This is a genomic window from Candidatus Cardinium hertigii, from assembly GCF_003176915.1.
Taxonomy (GTDB): Bacteria; Bacteroidota; Bacteroidia; order Cytophagales; family Amoebophilaceae; genus Cardinium; species Cardinium hertigii_A.
Map to the genome: position 1 here is coordinate 175,289 of NZ_CP029619.1, position 21,291 is coordinate 196,579.

The 21,291-nt window shown below is 38.5% G+C and carries 13 protein-coding genes, 1 tRNA gene and 4 pseudogenes; 3 read left to right on the forward strand and 15 right to left on the reverse strand.

Going from position 1 to position 21,291, the window contains the following annotated elements; all coding sequences use genetic code 11:
- Positions 1-2: 2 nt before the first annotated feature.
- From DK880_RS00755 to DK880_RS05635, 9 genes are all read right to left on the reverse strand, one after another.
- A complete protein-coding gene (locus DK880_RS00755; protein ID WP_109996946.1) occupies positions 3-416 on the reverse strand; it encodes a hypothetical protein in 414 nt (137 codons plus the stop codon).
- A 90-nt stretch (positions 417-506) separates the two neighbouring features.
- Positions 507-3,161 carry a translation initiation factor IF-2 gene (gene infB / locus DK880_RS00760; RefSeq protein ID WP_109996947.1) on the reverse strand — a complete coding sequence of 885 codons (2,655 nt, stop codon included), beginning with the start codon at positions 3,159-3,161 and terminating at the stop codon, positions 507-509.
- A 31-nt stretch (positions 3,162-3,192) separates the two neighbouring features.
- The gene (nusA, locus tag DK880_RS00765; protein ID WP_109996948.1) at positions 3,193-4,434 is read right to left on the reverse strand and encodes a transcription termination factor NusA; all 1,242 of its coding nucleotides are present in this window, start codon (positions 4,432-4,434) and stop codon (positions 3,193-3,195) included.
- Between the two features lie 382 nt (positions 4,435-4,816).
- On the reverse strand, positions 4,817-5,581 hold the full coding sequence (gene rlmB / locus DK880_RS00770; protein ID WP_109997691.1) for a 23S rRNA (guanosine(2251)-2'-O)-methyltransferase RlmB: 765 nt from the start codon (positions 5,579-5,581) through the stop codon (positions 4,817-4,819).
- A gap of 391 nt (positions 5,582-5,972) precedes the next feature.
- Positions 5,973-9,446, reverse strand: a complete 3,474-nt coding sequence (locus tag DK880_RS00775) for a sodium:solute symporter family protein (RefSeq protein ID WP_109996949.1) — start codon at positions 9,444-9,446, stop codon at positions 5,973-5,975.
- A 408-nt stretch (positions 9,447-9,854) separates the two neighbouring features.
- Complete coding sequence (locus DK880_RS05075; RefSeq protein WP_162534062.1) at positions 9,855-10,025, reverse strand: hypothetical protein; 171 nt, start codon at positions 10,023-10,025, stop codon at positions 9,855-9,857.
- A 197-nt stretch (positions 10,026-10,222) separates the two neighbouring features.
- Positions 10,223-10,597 (reverse strand): HD domain-containing protein, encoded by a 375-nt coding sequence (locus DK880_RS00780; RefSeq protein ID WP_162534063.1) that lies wholly within the window; start codon positions 10,595-10,597, stop codon positions 10,223-10,225.
- Between the two features lie 505 nt (positions 10,598-11,102).
- Positions 11,103-11,489 carry an IS1634 family transposase gene (locus DK880_RS05630; protein ID WP_162534064.1) on the reverse strand — a complete coding sequence of 129 codons (387 nt, stop codon included), beginning with the start codon at positions 11,487-11,489 and terminating at the stop codon, positions 11,103-11,105.
- 141 nt (positions 11,490-11,630) lie between these two features.
- Positions 11,631-12,119 carry an IS1634 family transposase gene (locus DK880_RS05635; RefSeq protein ID WP_109996953.1) on the reverse strand — a complete coding sequence of 163 codons (489 nt, stop codon included), beginning with the start codon at positions 12,117-12,119 and terminating at the stop codon, positions 11,631-11,633.
- Between the two features lie 56 nt (positions 12,120-12,175).
- Here DK880_RS05635 and DK880_RS00800 point away from each other — a divergent pair.
- Positions 12,176-12,340, forward strand: a pseudogene (locus DK880_RS00800) (transposase); the annotation flags it as partial.
- A 354-nt stretch (positions 12,341-12,694) separates the two neighbouring features.
- Here the strand turns inward: DK880_RS00800 and DK880_RS00805 are convergent.
- Positions 12,695-14,422 carry an ABC transporter ATP-binding protein gene (locus DK880_RS00805; protein ID WP_109996954.1) on the reverse strand — a complete coding sequence of 576 codons (1,728 nt, stop codon included), beginning with the start codon at positions 14,420-14,422 and terminating at the stop codon, positions 12,695-12,697.
- A gap of 183 nt (positions 14,423-14,605) precedes the next feature.
- A pseudogene (locus DK880_RS05640) lies at positions 14,606-14,809 on the reverse strand (transposase); the annotation flags it as partial.
- A 177-nt stretch (positions 14,810-14,986) separates the two neighbouring features.
- On the opposite strand from DK880_RS05640, the pseudogene DK880_RS00815 reads away from it, so the two are divergent.
- A pseudogene (locus DK880_RS00815) lies at positions 14,987-15,136 on the forward strand (IS982 family transposase); the annotation flags it as partial.
- A gap of 501 nt (positions 15,137-15,637) precedes the next feature.
- Here DK880_RS00815 and DK880_RS00820 read toward each other — a convergent pair.
- Together DK880_RS00820 and DK880_RS00825 are read right to left on the reverse strand one after the other, a co-directional pair.
- A complete protein-coding gene (locus DK880_RS00820) occupies positions 15,638-16,024 on the reverse strand; it encodes an IS1634 family transposase (protein WP_162534066.1) in 387 nt (128 codons plus the stop codon).
- Between the two features lie 141 nt (positions 16,025-16,165).
- Entirely contained in the window at positions 16,166-16,606 is a 441-nt protein-coding gene (locus tag DK880_RS00825; protein WP_109996956.1) for a hypothetical protein, read from the reverse strand.
- Positions 16,607-16,711: 105 nt separating this feature from the next.
- Here DK880_RS00825 and DK880_RS00830 point away from each other — a divergent pair.
- Positions 16,712-16,876: pseudogene (locus DK880_RS00830) on the forward strand (transposase); the annotation flags it as partial.
- A gap of 311 nt (positions 16,877-17,187) precedes the next feature.
- Here DK880_RS00830 and DK880_RS05080 read toward each other — a convergent pair.
- Positions 17,188-17,259 (reverse strand) — tRNA-Thr (locus DK880_RS05080).
- 351 nt (positions 17,260-17,610) lie between these two features.
- The gene (locus DK880_RS00840) at positions 17,611-21,087 is read right to left on the reverse strand and encodes a sodium:solute symporter family protein (RefSeq protein ID WP_109996958.1); all 3,477 of its coding nucleotides are present in this window, start codon (positions 21,085-21,087) and stop codon (positions 17,611-17,613) included.
- Positions 21,088-21,291: the final 204 nt, after the last annotated feature.

The following is a 21,291-nucleotide window of genomic DNA, read 5'->3' on the forward strand; positions in this document are numbered from 1 at the left end:
ATTTATATGAATTTAGAGGCTACCAATTCTTGCATCAAAAAGGCACTTCTAAAAAACTTACGCCTGCGGGAAGCGCTCTTTTCTATACCAACCGTTAGTGAACCCGATCGTATAGCAGGCAGTCCCTGTCCCACTCCCTCTTTTCCCTCCTGTTTCTTTCGTTGCATTGCTGCTAATTTAGGAGAGGGCAGCTGCCCAACAGTATGCCTAATAGGTATTGCTTCCTGAGGTATTGCTTCCTGAGGTGTTGCTTCCTGATGAATGGCTTGCGCCTGCATGAGAATCGGAGCTTTATTGGTTCTAACCGATGGCCTATCATCCTCTTCTTCTACACTAGACGATGTTAACAAGCTATACAACCTATACATGCCTACAGCTACACAAAATCCTATTTTCCATAAATCTATTCTGGTCATCTTTGCCTTATTTAGCTTAATAAACAGTTATCCTCTTCCAAGCCATAGCATTGCCTTTGGCTGTATACGCGATAGCAGCTGTATACTAACTTACAAATTTCGCTTCGTCTCCTTACGCTCAAATCCTTCTATGATATCTCCTGTTTCAACGGTATCAAAATTTTTAATGTGTATACCACATTCTGACATAGCTTTTGCCTGCTTGATCTCATCTAATCCATGCTTAAGGGTATGAATGGTTCCTGTAAAAATCACCTTCTCATTCCTTATCACACGTATGGGATTGGCTTGATTGACAAACCCTGATTGAACCTGACAACCAGCTATATTTCCAACTTTTGAAATAGAAAACACCTTTTTAACTTCCGCTCGACCAGTAGGTATTTCTTCTATAGCAGGAGCCAAAAGATTTTGCATTGTATGGCGTATATCATCTATGGCTGTATAAATGATGTCATATTGCTTAATAATTACCCCTTCTTTTTCAGCTAATTTTTTTGCTTGTGAGGGAATTTTAATATGAAAGGCAATAATAATTGCACTTGTTGCTGCAGCTAGCAATACATCTGATTCGGAAACAGCTCCTACACACTTATGTAAAATCTTGACCTGTACTTCTTCATGGGATAAGCTAAGTAAAGCAGCCGCCAATGCTTCAATAGATCCATCGACATCTCCCTTGATGATGACGTGCAACTCGTTAAAGTTACCTACTGCCAGACGACGGCCAATCTCATCCAGTGTAAGCTGTGCCTTTGTACGTAAGGTTTGTTCACGCCATACTTTCTGTTTCTTTTGTGCTAGTTCTCCTGCTTCTTTCATGCTACCTATCACACGAAAAATATCTCCTGCCCTAGGCGCACCATTTAAACCCAATAGCTGCACAGGCATGGAAGGCGTAGCCGACTGATGGGCCATACCTTGATGATCTAATAAGGCCTTTACTTTACCATAATAAACACCAGCCAATACAATATCACCTATATGTAACGTACCATCCTGTACAATACCAGTAGCTACATATCCCCTACCCGTATCTAAAAAAGATTCAATAATCGTTCCTTTGGCCTTCCTAACAGGCATGGCTTTTAATTCCAGCAATGATGCTTCTAACAAAATTTTATCTAAAAGCGCACCAACTCCTTCCCCTGTTTTAGCTGAAATTTCTTGGCATTGGTACTTCCCTCCCCATTCTTCTACTAGGATATTAAGATTGGCTAAATCTTCTTTAACTTTTTTTGGGTTGGCCTGCGGCTTGTCCATCTTATTGATTGCAATAATAATGGCACAACCTGCTACCTGCGCATGGCTAATGGATTCCTTCGTTTGCGTCATCACACTATCATCTGCCGCTACTACAATGACAACGATATCCGTAATACGAGCACCCCTTGTACGCATAGCTGTAAAAGCCTCATGCCCAGGTGTATCTAGAAATACAATCTTTTTATTGCTTTCGGTAACAATAGAATAGGCTGCAATATGCTGGGTAATACCACCTATTTCTTTGGCGGTTACTTTAGTAGCACGAATGTAATCTAACAAAGAGGTTTTTCCGTGATCAACATGCCCCATAATGGTTACAATAGGGGGTCTCTCCTCCCACTCCCCTACTACCGCCTCACTACTGCTGTCTTTTTCTTCTTCGTCGTGCACATCCATAAACTCTACCTGATAACCAAACTCATCCGCTACAACAGTAATGGTTTCAGCATCCAAACGTTGATTGATAGATACAATCATACCCAAGGACATGCAAGTAGAAAGTACTTCCTGTACCGTAACTTTCATAAAAGAGGCTAACTCACTAGCAGAAGCAAACTCCATAATTTTCAAAACGCTTGCTTCTGATTGCTTCTGATGCTGACGTTGACCTTCAGCTGCTAAGTGGGCAGTACGCTTTTCTTTTTTATACTTAGCACGGGTACTGCTTCCGGAAGTTTGGTGTAACGTTGCGAATGTCTTTCCTATTTGGCCTTCCACCGCTTGAACAGAAACATTTTCTGTTTTTTCTTCTACACCTAAACGTTTGGATTTCTTTTCTTTATGTGCAAAAACTGTAGGTGATTTGGGGCTTTTAGTCCATTTGACCCCTTTGGATGTCTTGATGGGAGTGACCCTTTTTATTGCACTCTTAGCAGGCGCAGTATAGGAGGACTGCCTGCTCCTTTGTTCTATAACCATTTCACCCACTACAGTAGGCCGCTTAAGATCACCTAAAATAGAAAAATCTATTTTATCGCGTTTGCTAGTTTCTGCCAAGGAATTATCCTTTAATGGAACTGATACAGAAGCCTTTTTATCGGTTTCCTTCTGTGCCTCCTGAGGAGGCACAGAAGGCCTCTCAACGGCTTTAGCAATGCCTTTGTCCGATTCTAAAATAATTTTACCCACTCTTTTTAGGCTAGGCAGGACAGGAATAGCAGCCTCGTAATGAGATTCTGTTTTTTTCTTAACCTCTTGCGTTGCCTTTGTGACAGCTTTTGGTTTATTCTCTGCTTGATCATATCCAAGATGCTTATAGGTTTTACCGATGGTCACCTGTGCAGCCTCTCGTTTATCTACACTGGCCGATATAAACTCAACGGAGAGTAGATCAAACTGCTCTACCGTTATTTTTACATTAGGATTAGGCGCGATAATAAATCCCTTTTTTTCTAAAAAAGCAACAATAGTAGCCGTACTTACATTTAACTGACGTGCTACCTGACTGAGCCGTATTTTTTTCTTTTCATTATGGTTCATAAATTCCCTCCCTGCTACCTAGCAGATTGATTTAACCACTAAGTACCTGATGCAATATAGCATAGATTTCATCTACAGTCTCTTTTTCTAAATCCACACGCTGTTCAAGTACTTCCTTAGGCAAGGATAAAACACTCCTAGCAGAATCTAAGCCGATTTTATGTAACGCTTCCACAACCCAAGGTCCAATCGTCTCACTAAAGGCAGATAAAGGAATATCCTCCTCCTTTGGATCGGCTGCATTATCCCTATAAACATCTATTTCTTTACCAATAAGCTTACTCGCCAGCTTGATATTTTGCCCCCCTTTCCCAATCGCCAAAGCTACTTGATCTGAATCTAAATAAACCGCTATGCGCTCAGACATTTGTACGACACGATTAATACATGCTGGGCTTAAAGAACGCGCAATATAAAGTTCTAAATTATCTGTATAATTAATGATATCAATATTTTCATGCTGAAGCTCTTTAGTAACACCATGTATGCGGGTCCCCTTAATGCCTACACAAGCACCAACCGGATCAACCCTATCATCAAAAGATTCTACCGCTACTTTCGCACGGCTTCCTGGTTCTCGTACAATTTTTTTTACGGCAATCAAACCGTCCTGAATTTCAGGAATTTCATTCTCAAGCAACCGCTCTAAGAAAAGCGGAGAAGCTCTTGACAGTATAACACGAGGAAGCGTGTTATACAACTCTACCTTATGAACAATGGCACGTACATACGCTCCTTTCTTAAAATAATCTTTAGGAATTTGCTCTGCTTTCGGCAAAAAAAGTTCGTTGCTTTCATCATCCAATAAAATAATTTCCCTGCTCAGCAATTGATGTACTTCAGCTACTATCAAACAACCAATTAATTGCTTATATTTTTCATACAAGGTCTCCTTCGCCAACTCTTGTACTTTTTGTATAAGCGTTTGCTTAGCAGCTAATACGGTTCTTCTACCAAAATCAGTAATCTTAATTTCTTCCGATAATTCTTCCCCTACCTCAAAATCAGCTTCTATTTTTCTTGCCTCCCTAAGCGCTATTTTTGTTGGAACAGCTACATCTGGTGCATGATCCTCTACAATTTCACGGAAACGCCATATCTGTAAGTCTCCCTTATCAAGATTAATAATAATATCAAAATTATCACTATACCCAAACCTACTAAGGATAATAGAACGAAATACATCTTCTAAAATACGTATAACCGTAGGTTTATCGATATTCTTAGACCGGGCAAATTCCGCAAATGATTCTATTAACTTATTACTATCCATCACCCATAAACATAAATGCAATTATTTAAAGAGCAACACGCATAGTCCATATCCACCTATCCCCAAGCATTTAACTGCCTACATAACTGTTCCTAAGCACTATCACTATACTGTTTTTCCACATAAAGGGGATCAATACCATAGCAAGTTACAAAAATATTGCTATTTTCTTTAACCTGTAAACGCACTGAAGCTATTAGCTAGCAGAAAAACAGTCTATTAACTATAGGAAACTTGGGAATAGGGAAAGTTATGCATAGCTACCTTATGGGAAACCCTGTCGCTCTTTAAAAGAAATTATTACTTAATAATCAACCACAAAAATATTATACATCCTATTTAGCGCATGCTATATTTACGTATGCTAAAAGCTGCAATTTCTTTACCTATTACGTTGCCGCAGCACTTCATAGAGGAGCATACCTGCTGCTACCGATACATTTAAGGAAGCAATAGGACCCTGTATCGGAATAGATACTTGATGCAACGCATGGGTTAGGTGTTTAGCGGCTATTCCCATGGCCTCATCCCCTAAAATAAGCGCAACAGGGGAAGTTAAATCCACTTGGCATAATGGCTGTGCTGCTTTCTCATGACAAGCTATAATGGTTAAACCCGCTGCTTGTAAATAGGCTAATGTATGGCTTAGGTTAGCTGTGCGGCAAACCGGTAAGGTAGCCAATGCACCTGCTGATGTTTTCATAGCAACAGCGGTTATAGAAGCACTTCCTTGGGTTGGTAGTACCAATGCATGCACCCCCATACAGGCTGCTGTCCTGGCAATAGCGCCTACATTATGCACGTCTGATACACCATCTAATACGACGAGTAAGGGCAACTCCCCTTTTTCATAGGAAGCCTGCACCACATGCTCCACAACGGAAAAAACAATAGGAGATCTTATGGCTACAACACCTTGGTGATTCTTATTTATCCATTGCTTAAACTTTGCAACAGGTAAATAAGTATAAGGAATGGCATGCTGGCGTATAAGCGTATATAGCTCCTTTGTAAGTGGCGTTTGCCACTTACTGCTTTGTAAAAAAACTTTCTCAATCGGCTGTCCAGCTAATATAGACTCTATTACAGCCCTAGAACCAAAAATAAGATGCGTAAGATCTGTGGCTATATGTTTAAAGGAAGTCATTTCTTCTTGTTTCACTTAAATTAAAATACAACTACGATAATTTTAGTTTCTATTATTAAATATTATCTTGTAAACATGTCCCATTTCTTCTAAAAATTGTATGCATATCAGATGCTTTTTCTGAACAGAACATATACAACCGTAGGGGGTATAGTTGCTAACTTGGCTAAGGTACCAAGCCCATACATAACTCTCATCTAGAAGGTAAAGTTACGCTATACATAAATAATGTTTATAATGGATACAGCAAGCACCATAGTAGATGTTTTTCTATTATTTACTGCATAACCTTAGCATGTTTTGATTTCTTTACTATAACGAAAGCCAATAACAAAGGTTAAAATTTAAAAGGGACATAATTATTAAATCAAAAGGTTACGCCATGTTTGTTTTAAAGCTGCTTAGCAATAATCCCTTCACAAATGTGCTGCATTTCTGCTAGCCATTGCTGGGGAGCCTTATGGTTTTTCCCCCACGGTATATAAAAAGCTAAGGTTTCTTTAGCTATACGCTGTTGGTCAGATGGCTTACGGACAGATAACGTACGCATGTTATGCAATCGATCTGCCAGCTTTACTTGTACCACACGTATGTCTCTACATTGATGGAGTATATTTTTATTTTCTACCTTATCTAATTCCCAAGGATACCCATTGGTATTGTAGTGGGTAACCTGATCGACAATAGCAGCTACCTCAGCGCCATATATCAGCTCCAGCTGATGAAGCGTAACAGGTGTATCCTCTACGATATCATGCAACAAACCCGCTAAAATGGTAGCGGGATCCTGGGTAGCCTCCAATAGCAGCTTGGCTACTGCCATCGGATGGGTATAGTAGGGAGACCCTGATTTACGCCGTACTAAACCATGGGCCTTTTTAATAAAGGCAATGGTTTGCTGTATAAGCTCCTCCTTAAGCGTAGTTTGTGCCGTAAGTAAGGCTATTAGCTCCTGCTCTTGCGCCAAGCTTTCTGCTGTTTCAGCTAGGGCATTGGCTACCAGATCAGCAGGATCATATGTCTTAAAGCGCATAACTTTACGGCCGTCCAGCGGGAATACGTAAAGGCAACTTACCTGCGTTGGGCTTTCTATTATTTCCACATAGCCCCCGTGGGCTTCTACGATTTGTTTACTTTCTAGTTGATAAAACTGCGCTTCACTAGCAGGTAGGGTAATATTTGCGTTCATTGCTGTGATACGATAGCTGGGTTTTAAGTTTGGTAGGCTTGTATCCGTACTAAAACAGCAAGCCAGCGCAGGTAAAATTAAGGAAGGGAGATCAGCCGTGGTTTCTGCTGCCAAACCATACTGCAAGGTAGTAGCGGCGAGGGTTAAGGTTACGATATGATCAGTAGCTTGTTGGCCCTTGCTGATTGCCCATAGGTTGAGCAGCAGCAAGCACTCCAATAACGCGGGATCTACTACTATTTCAGCTACGTCTGTTTGTTTGCGAAATAAGAGCGCTAACGGTCCCCCTAAATCCAATATATACTGGTTTACTTTTAAGATAGTTGATTCAAGTGGGATGGGCTGTATTAATTTTTTATTAAGTTTTAGGCTCCGTTCTTCTTGGGCTCTCCATGCCAGACAATCGCTGAATTTTTGTAGTTTCTTGTTAAAGAGCGTTATTTCATTTTCTACTTTATGCGGATCATTCCTTGCAATAGGACACAAAGTTTCTTGCAGGTTAACTCCCATTGCTCGTAAGAGAGTACCTCCAGCAGTGGCATCCAATCTAGCCCAATGCGCTTGGCTATAGATGGCTTCTAAGGAAATCCTTTGTTCATAGGTTCTAGTAAGTTCGATAATTTTAAGTTTAGCGGTTGCTTTGTCTCGTAGGTATTTATACAAGACAAATCCTACTAGCGTGCTTGCTACAACTGCTGTCGCTAATACAAGTTCTATGACAGAAGCATGCCTAAAGCTTTCCCAAAATAAGTCCATAAAACGTATAGGAAGCAAGAATCTATGGATTAGTAAAGCACAAAGTAATAGCATACTACTGCATTCCACGGATAGTAATACAATAGATAGGCTTATGCTAGCTATAAGAAGCGCACAAACCATAGGGCTATAGTGTCCTAGTTTAGCAAATTGGAGGGGCGCTATAAAAAGCAGAAGAAACAATAGCATAGGCCATAGATCATGCAATAGCGGAATTCCTCCCTTTCGATAAGCATGCAGGGCTGGGTAGAGCGCTAGGATGGTTCCCAAGGCCATCACAGCCATATAGAGGTATACATAGGGAAGGAAATACTGCCTTTGGATAAAGCACAATGCGATAATGGCATTAAGGATGGTATAGCTGCCGACTGCTACAAAGGTGCGTTCTTGGGTAGGGAAAACACTTACACGATAGGAGCTGGTAAAAAGTGTTTTAAGCCGTTGCACCCGTTCCAACCACCAGCGTTTGGTGATTTGATTTTGTAGATCCCAGGCACTGCTATCTGGGATACCCACCCAGCCAGTATTGGCCTTTTTAGGTAGGATATAGTGGATGGTTGCTAAAATACATACACTGTAAAAAAATGCTTTAAGCCAATCTATTTCCCGTATAACTTTCTCCTGTATAAAAACATCATAAGTTGCTAGTGATGCACTTATCATTATGTTATACAGAACAGCAGACGTTCGTGGTATAAATCCAAAACAAGTCGTGATAAATAAAACGTTGATGGTAGGTACATAAATGTAAATAGCTTTAAATACTAACTGTACAACATTATCTGTATGGAACACAATAAATATAGAAATGGCACCTATTACGATAGAAATAATCCGTGCAGTTCTTAAAGAAGGTTTATTTTTTGAAGTGTTCGTTATAATAGGCCATATATCATTTGTGAATAAGGTCGAAGCAATATGCAAATACGAGTCAGCAGTGGACATTAATAGGGCAATAGTAGCTGTTACAAGCAATCCTTGCATACCAGGGAAATAGGAAAAATGCATAATATAGTTTAATAAATTCTGATTTTCAGGAATTTTATGGCCACTTATATGTAAAGCTACTGCAACAATTAAAAAAACTAGAGGAAAAATAATACGTGCAATAGCACTACGGAGGAAGACTTTAGCTGCTTGTTGAATGGAAGAAGACATGTAGATGCGTTGCGTATAGGCTGGATCAAAAAGGAATATGGAATACCAGGTAATATTGAGAAATAAGTCTGTTTTATTGGTAAAAATTTCGGTAAAATTAAACTGTGGCAATGCTATAAGTTTTTTCCAACCGTTTAACAGGTTGGGAGCATGATAGAGAAGTAGAAAGATTAATACGGGGAAACAAATACTAAAAAGAAAAAATTGATAAACATCTGTAAGTGCCACGGATCTAGCGCCACCAAATGTAGCGTAAATAATTACCAATAGTGACACCGCTATTGTATAGTAAGAAGCATATTCTGCTGCTTTAAAGAAGGAGCAGATCTTAATTACCATTAAGCCAACTTTGAACTGTGCTGATAAAATCATTATACTCATCATCATACCAAGCATAGCTGTAATTATTTGGATAACTGGTCCATAGATTTTACCCATAGACGCAGCTATGGAAAAATCACCAATGAACCTTTTCATCCTTATGATGATAAACCTGGAAGCCAAATAAAGGCCAAGCGGAAGGATTAAATCTATAATCAACATATAAATCCCTCTATGATAGTACATTTCTAATCTATGGCTTATAGTGGCCCCACCATACATAGTAGCTATCATTGAAACAACAATCACAAACGTAGGCATTCTTCTATCCCCCACAGCATAATCTCTAAAGGTAGAAATCCCTCTGCTGCAGTATAATCCAATAGCAAGTGTCGCAGCTAAGAATACGACGATAATCATTAAATCTATATCTATAGTCATAATATTATGTAGAATAAGTAAAATTGTGGGGTTCTAAAATCTTGTGGAAATACTCGGTTAAACTAGAATCTATTATCAATGATAATACTATACATCAAATATGCACTTCGAATGACATAAAATAGATAATAAAACAAATTTCTCAAATTATATTCGATACAAACTATAAACCAAAACAGACTGTTTTAAGTTGGCTAACCCAACAGTCTATTAGCCACTTCTTTCATCGTTCTTTTATACGACCAAGCCATGAGACTATCAAATAACACGCTGATTTGTTGCATAAATCGAAATAAAAAATACTATTCTATAGCACAAGCACAACATTCAGTTATTTGGAACCTATCAAATAAATCCTTAAACCCTACATCAAATTTCCTATAAGGTCTTTTCTTCTATAGAAAAAGACTATAAACCACAAGTGGCTACAAGTGATAAGGTGATGACACTGGTAGCCATTTTTCTGCTCCCTACGGCATATTTTTGGAAAGTCTTAATACCTCTCCCGTAGTAAATTCCAATAACCAAAGTGCCTATTAAGGCTAAACCTATAATCATTACATCAATATGCCCTAGCATCTTTCTTTTACTTTATTGCGCTATAATAAATTTACTACTATGTTTATAATGATTACTTGCTTTTATTTACACAAAAAAAATTATTATGCCTAATAATACCTATTAATTATTGTGCAAAAACATCCCTGTACTAACGCGTAGTAGCTATTAGCCTCTACGGCGCAGGAAAGGAAGCCTATGTAAAGATGCTATAGCTACTATATAAGCTGCTTAGCAATAATCCCTTCACAAATACGCTGCATTTCTGCTAGCCATTGCGGAGCTGCCTTATGGCTGTTCCCCCATGGTATATAGAAAGCTAAGGTTTCTTTAGCTATACGTTGTTGGTCGGATGGCTTACGGGCAGATAAGGTACGCATGTTATGTAATCTATCTGCCAGCTTTACTTGTACCACACGTGTATCCCTACATTGATGAAGTATATTTTTATTTTCTACCTTATCTAATTCCCACGGATACCCATTGGTATTATAATGGGTAACCTGATCGACAATAGCAGCTACCTTAGCGCCATACATCAGCTCCAGCTGATGTAGTGTAACAGGTGTATCCTCTACGATATCATGCAACAAACCCAGCTAAAATGGTAGCGGGATCCTGGGTAGCCTCCAATAGCAGCTTGGTTACACGTAGAGGCTATTTTAACCTTTTTAACATTACCTCGATTATCTCTTACAATCTTTCTAACATTTGAACCAATCCATTTAAAATTTGATTCTGATATCCTTTTTTCTAACTCCTCTATACCAATCGCAAACTCATGATTCCCAAAAGATGCAATATCAATATTAAATGAATTTAATATTGAAACTATTGGTCGACCTTTCTCTCTTTTTTCTGGGCCATTAGTTAACAAAACATCTCCAGAGCAACAAATTAAAAAGACCCTTTAAATATATTTTTAATTAGTAATCACCTATTAGTAAACAGTAGCCTCAACCAAGGTAACTTAGGTTAGGCGTTTTCGTAGTCTACAGCATAAATAGAACAGGCAATAGGGCCAAAATAACGTAGAATTTTTATTAAAATTTCATTCATATTCACAACTATTTAATGATATGCGTGATCTATTTGTAATTAGATAACATGAATCCCATGAAACAATCTGTAAACCCATTGCATCGATGGGCGATTAGTAGCATACCCACTTTGAGATAAAATAGTTTCATTACTGGATACTAACTCCTTACGTAGATAGTATTGCGCAATACTATAAACCATCAAACAAAGTGTCATTACCATCATTAACGTACTAATCCGCGTTGGCTTTTTAAGAAAAATAGAATCCACTTCGAAAGTATGGTCCTTGATAAATTTAAAGCCTGATTCTGTAACCGATTGCTCTTTATAAGTAGATAAAAGTTCTTGGTCTGGCAGCTCTTCTTTATCTAATTGATTAGTGGCCAAAATAAACCGTCCTTTACTTAACTTAGCTCGATCAATGGTAAGTATATCTTCTACCAAGGTTACATCTATTAGTTGGTATCTATTCTTAATGGTTGAGCTCCTTTTTTAGGGAGACCTTTTTGATCATAGACAGGAACTGATTTATAAGCATAGTTCACCTTATGATATTGCAGCTTTTTACTGATTTGTGCTAGCTGTTTATCTATATCTTGGGGGACAACCAAATAGATGGTTACCTAGATGCCATAACATCTTACGAGTAGCTGTAGCTTCTTGTGCTATGTTTTTTGCTAAAGTCGCTATTTCTTTATCATAGGCTTGTTGAGCGTAAATCAATACCCAACGTTGGGAAACGCCTTTATAAACTTGGTGCAAAGCATACATTTTATAACCATGATCTAAATCTACCCAGGAGATTTCTGGTTGAAGTAATAAAGTTTTAGCTTGACTTATACGATTTGAAACTCTTGATAACCAAATCAAATCATTTCTATATTTTACACAATAGGCATACATAGCTAAATCACCAACATATAAAAATGAAGGAGCGGATGCTAATTGCTTGCAGAAATTTTGCATTCGTTTAGCTGCTGCCTCTAAGGTTGTTTGGTCTGATGCATTACCAGAATGTGCTTCCATCCATATGGGGAAATTAGCAGCGCCAGACGTGGCTAATAATAGCGTCATCTGCTTTAGATCAAACCGTTTATTTTTAGCATGTCCATGAGTTGGAATGGGGGTTTAAAACACATTATAAGGTAGAACGTGTCTTTGGTAGCATTAAAAGTTGGTTTCGAAGTTCAGGAGCCCGTTATATAGGGCTTGCTAAAACCCATACGCAACAGCTTATGGAAGCAATAGCCTACAATGTATATAGGTTTCCTAATATTATTTTAAGAGCTACTTAGGGGAATGGTCTATCCAAAATGGATAAAAACTCTAAAAATCAATAAATAATAAAAATACCTGGCCCTATAACATCAAAAATCAAACCTAATAAGCATAGAAGCATAGAATAAATTTATTCTATCGACCTATCACAACGGTCTCAGCACATAGAAAGGTTTTTTCTCTTTTAGTCCGTAAGCTGTAATTCCAGCTATGTTAATCACAGCAGAACAGTTATTCAAATAAGAATCAGCTGTAGACAGAACATAACCCTATACAGCTAACACTCAAATGAAAAATTTGACCAATTTTTACAACAAAGCCATCCTGCATTAAAGTATAGAAATTCTTTAAGACAAGGTCCTGTCCAGTGGCTATGACTTTCTTTCACCCATTTCCCACAATGCATTATATAGCCCTCTCTTTGCAACAAGCTGCTTATGCATTCCATCTTCTACTATTTTTCCTTTATTAAAAACAAGAATGCGATCCATATCTTTCAACAGATCGAGATGATGGGTGATAATTAATGCGGTTTTATCTTCTATAAGTGATTTCAAAGAAGTATATATTCTATTTTCCGTCTGAACATCAAGGTTTGCAGTTACTTCATCCAGCAATACGATGGGTGCATCTTTAAGGATTGCTCGTGCAATGGCGATACGCTGTCTTTGTCCCCCCGATAAATTCAACCCTCCTTCACCAACCATGGTCTTATATTGATAAGGAAGCTCTTCAATAAACTCATGGGCACAAGCTCTTTTTGCAGCTTCTGTAACTTCGCTATCGCTAGCATGTGGGTTGCCATATCTGATATTCTCTAGGATAGTAGTGTGGAACAGATTACATTCTTGAGGCACTACTGATATAGCTTTATATAGGCTTTTCTGGGTTATGCTACTTATATTCTGCCCATCGATAAGAATAGCACCCTGTTCTACATCAAATAACCTGGTAATTAGTTTAAAAAAAGTTGTTTTCCCACTGCCTGAGTAGCCTGCCAAGCCAACTTTCTGCTTTGCTCCAATATGTATAGTCTCTTTATCAAATAATTTTGTTGTTTTTGAGTGGCTAAAGGTTACCTCTTTAAAGCTGATACTCCCTGATTTTACAATTAGAGGGATGGCACCAGATCTATCCTGGATTTCTGGCTCCTTTAACAATACATGCACAGATTGACTGACTTTTCCCCACAGTGTATTAAATTCTTGCATCCGTTCAAATAATTTCCATAATCCCTCCGTAACGATAAGATTCATCGACAGCGTCATGGCAAAATCCCCTGCTGTGACCAGATTTTTACGGTGCATATAAATTAAAAAGAGGATAGATATGGATTGGTAGCATTGAAACCCTATACTTTGAAAAAGATAGAATTTCAATGTAAACCAGCCATATTTTTGACTAGATTGGCAATAGGCAGCCTGCAGCCTACCCAAATGTTTTAAGGTAAATGGCTGAGCTGAAAATAAGCGCGTAACAATTATATTGCTGAAAATATCACCTATATATCCCAATAGTTTTCCTTCCTCTTTTGCGGTATGATTTGCTAAATTAAGCGCATACTTGGTAGTAAGCATGGAAGTGAAGAGGGTTAACAAGAACCATACAACAACTAGAAGTGCACACCAACTACTTACACGCCATAAAGTTATAAGGGAAACGAGGATCAATAAAAAATTAGTCACGTAATCATATAAAAATATACGAACCATAGTAGGAATAGCGGTTGCCATATTATTAATATTTGCAACCAAACTACCCGAAAAGTGGCTCTGAAAAAAGCGATACGAATGTTTCAAAGTATGCTGAAAAGTTAGCGTAGTAATATGGTTTTGCAGTGCTGGCTCATAGCGTAGGGTACACCACTCTTGTAGACGAAAAGCTAATAATTCAATGAATAGTGCCGCCATAAAATGACCTATAAGGCGCCCTATACTGTCTTTTGTAGCTGATGCGTTAGCAACATAATCAACCAAATTCTTTATAACTTGGGTTTTAAAAAAAACATTGGTGCTATAAATCAATAATACCACAAGCAATGCTACTAAGTAACGCTTAAAGGGGTACAATGTACGTAATATATATCTAAAAAGGATCATAAAAATAGGGAATTTACGGTACTGTCCAATTAACTGTGTAAATTATTTTTTAGGTTTTTAAATTCTATTTTCAAATAATTAAAAAATGTGCCGTAGCCACACTCCAATTATGAATAGGGGTGATCCACTTTCTAGTCATGTAGTTGATAGTTAAATTGCATATAGAGATAAGATCTTATCATCTCAACCAGGGATTCTTGTTTGACGTTTAGGTAATAAAACAGGTTCAAAAGTGAAGGCTCTATCTCTAGGAACGTTAATCGATGTAACCCCATTATCAGTGATAACTTGCTTACTAGATAAGCCATTACGCGCATGCTCTGAATCACTACGCGCATACTTGTTATAACTTAAATGAGCATCCATTTCTGACTGTAACGCTTTTTCTACAAGACGCTTGCTTAATTGTTTGAGTAAGCCGCCTTGAGCAAAAAGAGTGCTACGCCTGAATTTAGCAATACGTCTATCGCCTTGCTTATACCATCTTTTGGGCTATCTTTTCTTTCCATTGTTTTAGGGGTTGTGGTTTAGATAAATATACAACTTTTGGACATTTAGTATGGCTATAGTAGATTTATATCTCTGGTTCAGAGAACAGTAGTTCCTTTTTACTTTTTTACACAAAGCCTTTCCAAAACAAAAACAGGCTGTTACTTTATGGATTCAACAGCCACCAAAGTTTGTAATGTGAAAAGATCCTATTTCCATAAAGTTTAAAAATCGATTGCTACTAAAGGTAAAACCAGCACTGGTTGGTTTTTTTGATTAAAATTTCACCTAACATTGACATTCCTCACAAGATTCCAAATTTTTATATTTTCCTTACCGTACCGTAATACACTTGGTTAGCTTTCTGTTAGGATCAGCTATGTAATAGCTCAGATAGGCTAAAACTACAACTATTCGTTCAACAGAACGTCAGATACGCTCTTAAAGGTTCATTTTTTCTTCTTTGTTTGTCCTTGTTATGGTTTTTAAGGTGCAAAAGGTATAGGGCTGGGCTCTAAAACTTTATAAAAGCTCTTTTAAAAATATGTTTTTAACTAGTAATCACCTATTAGTAAACAGTAGCCTCAACCAAGGTAACTTAGGTTAGGCGTTTTCGTAGTCTACAGCATAAATAGAACAGGCAATAGGGCCAAAATAACGTAGAATTTTTATTAAAATTTCATTCATATTCACAACTATTTAATGATATGCGTGATCTATTTGTAATTAGATAACATGAATCCCATGAAACAATCTGTAAACCCATTGCATCGATGGGCGATTAGTAGCATACCCACTTTGAGATAAAATAGTCTCATTACTGGATACTAACTCCTTACGTAGATAGTATTGCGCAATACTATAAACCATCAAACAAAGTGTCATTACCATCATTAACGTACTAATCCGCGTTGGCTTTTTAAGAAAAATAGAATCCACTTCGAAAGTATGGTCCTTGATAAATTTAAAGCCTGATTCTGTAACCGATTGCTCTTTATAAGTAGATAAAAGTTCTTGGTCTGGCAGCTCTTCTTTATCTAATTGATTAGTGGCCAAAATAAACCGTCCTTTACTTAACTTAGCTTGATCAATGGTAAGTATATCTTCTACCAAGGTTACATCTATTAGTTGGTATCTATTCTTAATGGTTGAGCTCCTTTTTTAGGGAGACCTTTTTGATCATAGACAGGAACTGATTTATAAGCATAGTTCACCTTATGATATTGCAGCTTTTTACTGATTTGTGCTAGCTGTTTATCTATATCTTGGGGGACAACCAAATAGATGGTTACCTAGATGCCATAACATCTTACGAGTAGCTGTAGCTTCTTGTGCTATGTTTTTTGCTAAAGTCGCTATTTCTTTATCATAGGCTTGTTGAGCGTAAATCAATACCCAACGTTGGGAAACGCCTTTATAAACTTGGTGCAAAGCATACATTTTATAACCATGATCTAAATCTACCCAGGAGATTTCTGGTTGAAGTAATAAAGTTTTAGCTTGACTTATACGATTTGAAACTCTTGATAACCAAATCAAATCATTTCTATATTTTACACAATAGGCATACATAGCTAAATCACCAACATATAAAAATGAAGGAGCGGATGCTAATTGCTTGCAGAAATTTTGCATTCGTTTAGCTGCTGCCTCTAAGGTTGTTTGGTCTGATGCATTACCAGAATGTGCTTCCATCCATATGGGGAAATTAGCAGCGCCAGACGTGGCTAATAATAGCCGTCATCTGCTTTAGATCAAACCGTTTATTTTTAGCATGTCCATGAGTTGGAATGGGGGTTTAAAACACATTATAAGGTAGAACCTGTCTTTGGTAGCATTAAAAGTTGGTTTCGAAGTTCAGGAGCCCGTTATATAGGACTTGCTAAAACCCATACGCAACAGCTTATGGAAGCAATAGCCTACAATGTATATAGGTTTCCTAATATTATTTTAAGAGCTACTTAGGGGAATGGTCTATCCAAAATGGATAAAAACTCTAAAAATCAATAAATAATAAAATATTTAGCCCTCTTAGGATGGTGATCCTACGATAAAATTAGTTAAAGGAAGTGAATTGTTGTGGAAAAGTTAGATACCTGAAATATGGTAAACGTAGCACAACAAAATCAATCAGTGAAACTGAAAAGTTAACAACCTGAGACAACACTTGTATCGTGCTACAGCTGTAGTGTAGGGATTGCTTGAGCCGAATACCGAGCAATTGGTACGTTCGGTTCTCTGGGGAGTTGGGGAAGTAATTCCCCCGCTTACCCGACTGGCGGATGTAGGGCTTGAACCTACATCTCCTAGAAACAAACTAGGTACTTTACTTTTTAAGTTAACCCGCCTTTGGTTAAAATTATTTATGCTTCTTTACTTTTCAGTAATTCCAGTTAAAATTAAAAGGAAGAACACGGATAGTTTTAGTAAGCGCTTCATTGTTCTTATCTGTAATATTAACAATATATGATTGCGTAGTAAGATCCTTATGACTTACCATCTTTCTTTTATTTTATTGCGTTGTAATAATTTATCTTACTATGGTTTATACGTACTACTTGCTTTTATTTACACAAAAAAAATTATTATGCCTAATAATACCTATTAATTATTGTGCAAAAACATCCCTGTACTAACGCGTAGTAGCTATTAGCCTCTACGGCGCAGGAAAGGAAGCCTATGTAAAGATGCTATAGCTACTATGTAAGTTGCTTAGCAATAATCCCTTCACAAATACGCTGCATTTCTGCTAGCCATTGCTGGGGAGCCTTATGGTTTTTCCCCCATGGTATATAAAAAGCTAAGGTTTCTTTAGCTATACGCTGTTGGTCGGATGGCTTACGGACAGATAACGTACGCATATTATGCAATCGATCTGCCAGCTTTACTTGTACCACACGTGTATCCCTACATTGATGAAGTATATTTTTATTTTCTACCTTATCTAATTCCCACGGATACCCATTGGTATTGTAATGGGTAACCTGATCGACAATAGCAGCTACCTTAGCGCCATACATCAGCTCCAGCTGAGGTAGCGTAACAGGCGTATCTTCTACGATATCATGCAGTAAACCTGCCAGGATGGTGTCGGGATCCTGGGTAACCTCCAATAGCAGCTTGGCTACTGCCATCGGATGGGTATAGTAGGGAGCCCCTGATTTGCGCCGTACTAAACCATGGGCCTTTTTAATAAAGGCAATGGTTTGCTGTATAAGCTCCTCCTTAAGTGTAGTTTGTGCCGTAAGTAACCCTATCAATTCCTGCTCTTGCGTTAAACTTTCCACTGTTTCAGCTATCGTATTAGCTACCAGATCAGTAGGATTATACGTTTTAAAACGCATAACCTTACGGCCGTCCAGCGGGAATACGTAAAGGCAGCTTACCTTTGTTGGGCTTTCTATTATTTCCACATAGCCCCCGTGGGCTTCTACGATTTGTTTACTTTCTAGTTGATAAAATTGCGCTTCACTAGCAGGTAGGGCAGTATTTGCGTTCCATTCTGTGATACGATAGCTGGGTTTTAGGTTTGGTAGGCTTGTATCCGTACTAAAACAGAAAGCCAGTGCAGGTAAAGTTAAGGAAGGAAGATCAGCCTCAGTTTCTGCTGCCAAACCATACTGCAAGGTAGTAGCGGCAAGGGTTAAGGTTACGATATGATCGGTAGCTGGTTGGCTCTTGCTGATTGCCCATAGGTTGAGCAGCAGCAAACATGCCAATAACGCGGGATCGACTATAATTTCAGCTATGGGTGTTTGTTTACGCAATAGCAACGCTAGCGGTTCCCCCAAATCCAATATTTGCTGATTTACTTTTAAGATAGTTGGTTCAAGTGGGATGGGCTGAATAGATTTTTTATTAAGTTTTAGGTTCCGTTCTTCTTGGGCTCTCCATGCCAGACAATCGCTAAATTTTTGTAGTTTCTTGTTAAAGCGCGTTATTTCGCTTCGTATACCAGACGAATCTTGCTTATAAAGCGTGTCAGCAGTTTCTTGCAAGGTATCCCCCATTGCTCGTAAAAGGGTACCCCCAGCAGGGGCATCCAATCTAGCCCAATGCGCTTGGCTATAGATGGCTTCTAAGGAAATCCTTTGTTCATAGGTTCTAGTAAGTTCGATAATTTTAAGTTTAGCAGTTGCTTTGTCTCGTAGGTATTTGTACTGGACAAAACCTACTACAGCAGCGGTTACTAGCATTACAGCTAGCACAAGTTCTATAGAAAGTCCCCAACCAGCTAAAGTTAAACAGGGCGTATAAGGCGGTATAGTTTGATGTATCCCTAACGCTACAGCTAACAGGATACTGCCTGTTTCTAGCGAAAGTAAAACGATACCTAAACCTATACTACCAACCCACAATGCACAAACCATAGGACTATAGTGCCCTAGTTTAGCAAATTGGAGTGGCGCCATAAAAAGCAGTAGGAACAATAGCATAGGCCATAGATCATGCAGCAGCGGAGTTCCTCCTTTTTGATAGGCATGCAGGGCTGGGTAGAGCGCTAGGATGGTTCCCAAGGCCATCACAGCCATATAGAGGTATACATAGGGAAGGAAATACTGTCTTTGGATAAAGCACAATGCAATAATGGAATTGATAATGGTGTAGCTGCCGACTGCTACAAAGGTGCGTTCTTGGGTAGGGAAAACACTTACACGATAGGACCTGGTAAAAAGTATTTTAAGCCGTTGCACCCGTTCCAACCACCAGCGTTTGGTGATTTGGTTTTGTAAATCCCAGGCACTGCTATCTGGGATACCTACCCATCCAGTACGGGGGCGTTTGGGAAGCAGATAATGAAGGGCGAACAAACTTAATGCGCTTACAACCATTGAAAGGATAACGCGATTAGGGGATACAGCTTGCTTTTGATACAAAATAAGATAGGTTGCTATAAGTATGTTCAAACCCATGACTAGTAACACAGCAAGGGGTCTCGGCCTAAATCCCAAGCAAGCTAGTATAAAAGGAACTGCAACAGCGGGGTCATAAAGGTAGATCACTTTGTGCATTAATTGTAGCGTGCTACCCGTATGGAATACCAGCAGAAGACTGATCATCCCTATACCCATAGAGGCGATGCGTACCATGCGCAGGGAGCAATTGTGTGGTTTGGTAAACTTGGCTACAAAAGGCCATAGGTCATGGGTAAATAAAACGGAGGCAACATGCAAAGTGGAATCAGCGGTAGACATCAACAATGCTAGCATAGCCGTTACCAATAGGCCTGTCATACCAGGGAAATAGGTAAGAGAAAGTATATAGTGGAGGACGTTCTGATTGGATGGAATGTTATCCCCACGTATATGTAAAGCTGCTGCAACACTGAAGATAAGCAAATATATCACACAGGGCACTATGGCCATTTTGCTAAAAACTTTTGTAGCTTGCCCTACAGAAGCAGCCATATAAAACCGTTGTATGTAGGGAGGTACAAGCATAAGTAAATGCCTAAATATAAAATAAGTTAATAAAGTTGTTAAGGTATGCCCTGTACACATTTTGTTTAGATTATACTGCGGTACAGCGGTAAGTTTTTGCCAGCCCGCTGCTAAATCTTCCGTAGAAAATAGCAGAACGAAAATGAGCAGAGGGAAACAGAGTCCAAAAAGGAGAAATTGGTAGACATCGGTTATAGCTACCGCTCTCGCTCCTCCAAATGTAGCATACGCTATAACCAATAGGATTAAAAGTATGGTTGAATAGGTTTGAAAGGGGACTACTTTAGGAAATAGAAAGGTTATAATTTCAAGGAAAACTTTGATCTGAACTGTTAAAAGAGCAATAGATAGAACGATACCAAGTAGGGCGGTAATGATGCGAGCGGCTGGCCCATACAAGCTTCCCATAGATTCTGCTATAGAAAGATGCCCAATGAATGCCTTCATTCTTGGCATGATAAGCCTGCAAAAAAGATAGAGGATAGCGGCCATTACAACGGATGATCGCATAAATCTTTCGAAGCCTTGTCGATAGCAATCATCTAGGCCTTCATACAGGATTCTACCACCATACACAGTAGCTATAAGGGAAATAGCAATTACGCTGGTAGACATTTTTCTGTTTCCTACGGCATACTCTTGAAAAGTCTTGATACCTCTACCGTAATAAATTCCAATAAACAGCGTGCCTATTAAGGATAACCCTATAATCATAAAATCAATATGCCTTACCATCTCTCTTTTATTTTATTGCGTTGTAATAATTTATCTTACTATGGTTTATACGTACTACTTGCTTTTATTTACAGAAAGATAATTATTATGCCCAATAATAACTATTAATTATTGTGCAAAAACCTATACCTGTACTAACGCGTAGTAGCCTATTAGCCTCTACAGGGTAAGGGCTTTGGCGCGGGAAAGGAAAAGAAACTTGCG